The following is a 3,704-nucleotide window of genomic DNA, read 5'->3' on the forward strand; positions in this document are numbered from 1 at the left end:
ATACATTAAGTAATCCTTACCTTTTAATCTGCAGATTGGCGAAAGCAAATACAATAGCTTCAGTTTCATGATAAGGGGGCTGGCGGAGTTTGTCAAGGAAGTTTTTCGTTTCTGTGAACCACCTGCTAACCGACAGCTAACATTAACTACCGATATCGTATCTGAAGAAGCCCCCTGGCCATTCTAAAAAATTTAATGCTGAGTACACCTTACTTTTGGCTTCCTCTATAGTGCTCCCTTCTGCTACTATATTTAGCACTCTTCCGCCATCGGAAACTAAGTTACCACTTTCATCGAATTTAGTACCAGCATGAAACACCAACACACCAGGAATGCTTTCAATCTTATCTAATCCTTTAATTACTTCTCCCTTTTGATAATCACCCGGATAGCCTTTACTTGCAACAACTACACAAACTGTAGATTTGTTGTTAAGTTCCACCATTTTGACATTTAACTTTCCTTCTGCAACTGACAACATCAATTTTAACAAATCGCAATTTGAATCAAATCTAGGTAATATAGATTGCGTTTCTGGATCACCGAATCTAACGTTATACTCGAGAAGTTTTGGGCTATCTTTGCAAATCATTAAACCAGCAAAGAGTACTCCTTTATAAGACGTACCCATGTTAACCAATGCTTGAGCTGTAGGGTATATTATTTTTTGGATAATTTTTTGCTCCATGTCCTTACTTATAATTGAAGGTGATGAGTACGACCCCATACCTCCAGTATTTTGGCTTTCATTACTTTCATCAACTCTCTTATAATCTTTTGCACACCCAAGAGTTACTACTTTCAACCCATCAATAAGAGCAAAAAAACTTACTTCTTCTCCAACTAAAAACTCTTCTATGATTATTTCTTCACCTGATTCACCAAATTTTTTCTCCACTAGCATTGAATTTATTGCTGAAAAAGCTTCGCTTTCTGTATTACATATAACCACCCCTTTTCCTGCTGCAATTCCATTTGCTTTCACTACAAGTGGAAACTTTATTTTATTGCTACGTACAAAATCTTTAGCTAACCCTTCATCAACAAAACACTCGTACTTGGCAGTTGGTATACCATATCGTTTACATAGTCCCTTGGTGAAAGACTTCGATCCCTCAAGTTTTGCAGTTGCTTGACTTGAAGCAAAAACATTTATTCCCTCTGCAACTAAATCATCAGCAAGCCCATCAATTATTGGTTGTTCTGGACCAATAACAACCAACTCTATATTTTCTCTCTTGCAAAATTGTGTAACATCCACTGAATTTTGAATATTTACATCCACAAGAGCCCCAAGATCTTTCATAGCTTGGCGACCAGGAGTTACATATAACTCAGTCAAGATAGGAGATTTTTTTAGAACCCAAAGTAGAGCGTGCTCACGCCCACCAGAACCTATAACCAGAACCTTCATCTTTATTTCCTCGCTTTTCTATATGTCAAAATTATTATTTGCTTATAACAGTATCATTACTCATGTATTTTTGCAACACGTTTGGTATTGCAATCGACCCGTCAGAATTTTGATAATTTTCCATTATGGCAATAATCGTTCTTCCTATAGCTAAAGCTGAGCCGTTTAAAGTGTGAATATATTTTTTCATCTTTTTATCAGTTTCTGAAGAGTATTTAGCGTTCATCCTTCTTGCTTGAAATGCACCACAATTTGAGCAGCTTGATATTTCTCTATATTTATTTTGCCCAGGTAACCATACCTCTATGTCATAAGTCCTTTGTGCAGCAAAACCCATATCGCCACTGCAAAGCAGCATTACTCTGTATGGCAATTCTAATTTTTTTAATATCTCTTCAGCAACACTCGTCATACCCTCAAGCTCATCATTTGATTGGTCTTCAGTTGTGATGCTTACCAACTCCACTTTACCAAATTGGTGTTGCCTTATCATGCCCCTGGTATCGCGACCTGCACTACCTGCTTCTTTACGAAAGCACTCCGAATATGCAGTAAAGCGAATAGGCAGTTCTTTTTCTTCCATTATTTTGTCAGCAACTAAATTTGTTAAAAACACTTCACTTGTGGGAATCAACCTCAATTCGTCGGTAGTTAAATACGAATCGTCAGAAAATTTCGGTAGCTGACCAACATTATACATAGCCTCGTTTTTCACCAAAGCCGGGTGGTACACCTCAGTATAGCCAAATTCATTAACATGCATTTCAAGCATAAAATTTATTAGCGCTCGTCCAAGCTTAGCTAACTGTCCTTTTAATATCGTAAATCTTGATCCGGAAATTCTCGCCGCTTGTTCGAAGTCCATTAAACCTAATTTTTCTCCGAGTTCATAATGAGATTCTGGTACAAAATCAAACTGTCTTTTTCCTCCATATCTTCTCACCTCTAAATTAGAGTTCTCATCTGCGCCTATTGGCACATCTTGCGCAGGAATATTCGGCAAGTTAGATAAAACATTCACTAACTTATCCTTTTCTGCTTGTTCTTTTAAGCTGATTGCCTCTATCTCATTTGTGATGCTTTTTGACAACTCTATTTGCTCTTCACAGGGGCTCTTGCTCATTTTAAGCTTTTTTATTTCCTCTGTGATTTCATTGCGCTGCCTATTTAAATCTTGCAATTTAGTGGTTAATGACCTTTTCTCGTGATCAATTTCTAATATCTCTTTTGCAGTAAACTCTCTTATCCCCCTGCTTTTCATTACCTTCTCAAATTCTTCAAAGTTCTTACGTATATATTCTATATCGTGCATATATTGTGCTATTACTAACATTGTTACTGTACTCCAAAAGCTCTTAATATTCAATATATTCTCATACTACTAAAATTATTATGGTTGATTTTTTTGTTAGAATTTGTTACAATTTAATTAACTTAGCGTTCATAGGGTGTAGTATGTTGGGTATTACAAAAAATAATCAGAAAGAGAGCACTGACTTTGCTGGTGAGGAATTCGTTATCTACGCTACTTGTGTATGCCTAGCAGCCACATTCGCTGCTGGCTGTTTAGGGGCGGTAATAGGATCCCCTCTATTGACCTTTCCACTTGCTATGCTAATTTCTCATCCTGTGATTTGGATTATAATGGGAGTAGTTCTTACAGTAGCATACAAAATGGTTGTTGAACCTTTATTTTACTTAGCGAAGAACTATATTAATGGAAAAAGAGCTTCAAAGGGGGAAAAGAGTGAAGAAAAAGATACAGAACTACAAGATTTGCAAGGCAAGACTCCAGAAAAGCAAGCAAGACCGAAAACTCCTGATAGGGATAGTGGTATTTTTGACTGCAAAGAAAATAAGGATTCTTTTGTATATAAGACAAATAAAAAAGAAGATTATAAATTTTGGTTAAGTAATTTTGATATTGCAGAGATTGCAAAAAGTTACTATGGATGGATGCCATATCGTAAAAAAGGTCACAGGGAATTTTCCAAAGGAGTGTTCTTTTCTTGCCTCGATAATCTTACATCTTTTCTGGGGAACCGATTGCAAGAATATAAAGATAAAGTAAAAGGGGATAACAATTTAGTATTATCTTCAATTCTTAACTTAAATAACAATCATTGGGTAACATTGGTTATTTCTCATGATGAAAAGAGTAAAAAGTTTAGAGCATATTATTGCGATTCATTTGGTGAACCATTACCAGAAGAGGTATCAAGTGCGCTACAGAAAACTCTAGGAATAGACAATAGTAGTATTAAAAACTCAAAAGCTAAACAACAAGATG

The 3,704-nt window shown here is 36.0% G+C and carries 2 protein-coding genes and 1 pseudogene; 1 reads left to right on the forward strand and 2 read right to left on the reverse strand.

Annotated features, from left to right (window positions below; all coding sequences use genetic code 11):
- Positions 1-142: 142 nt before the first annotated feature.
- Positions 143-1,414 carry a phosphoribosylamine--glycine ligase gene (gene purD, locus ACIPNH_RS02260; RefSeq protein ID WP_400771476.1) on the reverse strand — a complete coding sequence of 424 codons (1,272 nt, stop codon included), beginning with the start codon at positions 1,412-1,414 and terminating at the stop codon, positions 143-145.
- Between the two features lie 34 nt (positions 1,415-1,448).
- Positions 1,449-2,726, reverse strand: coding sequence for a serine--tRNA ligase (gene serS, locus ACIPNH_RS02265; protein ID WP_264724267.1), 1,278 nt, complete (start codon positions 2,724-2,726; stop codon positions 1,449-1,451).
- Positions 2,727-2,869: 143 nt separating this feature from the next.
- Between serS and ACIPNH_RS02270 the strand changes: the two are divergent.
- Positions 2,870-3,704: pseudogene (locus tag ACIPNH_RS02270) on the forward strand (Ulp1 family isopeptidase); the annotation flags it as partial.

Source organism: Wolbachia endosymbiont of Drosophila barbarae, assembly GCF_044752445.1.
Taxonomy (GTDB): domain Bacteria; phylum Pseudomonadota; class Alphaproteobacteria; order Rickettsiales; family Anaplasmataceae; genus Wolbachia; species Wolbachia pipientis.

What these genes read in the sequence shown, in the direction of transcription:
- purD (WP_400771476.1), bottom strand. Translation starts at nt 1,414, where the DNA reads ATGAAGGTTCTGGTTATAGGTTCTGGTGGGCGTGAGCACGCTCTACTT.
- serS (WP_264724267.1), bottom strand. Translation starts at nt 2,726, where the DNA reads ATGCACGATATAGAATATATACGTAAGAACTTTGAAGAATTTGAGAAG.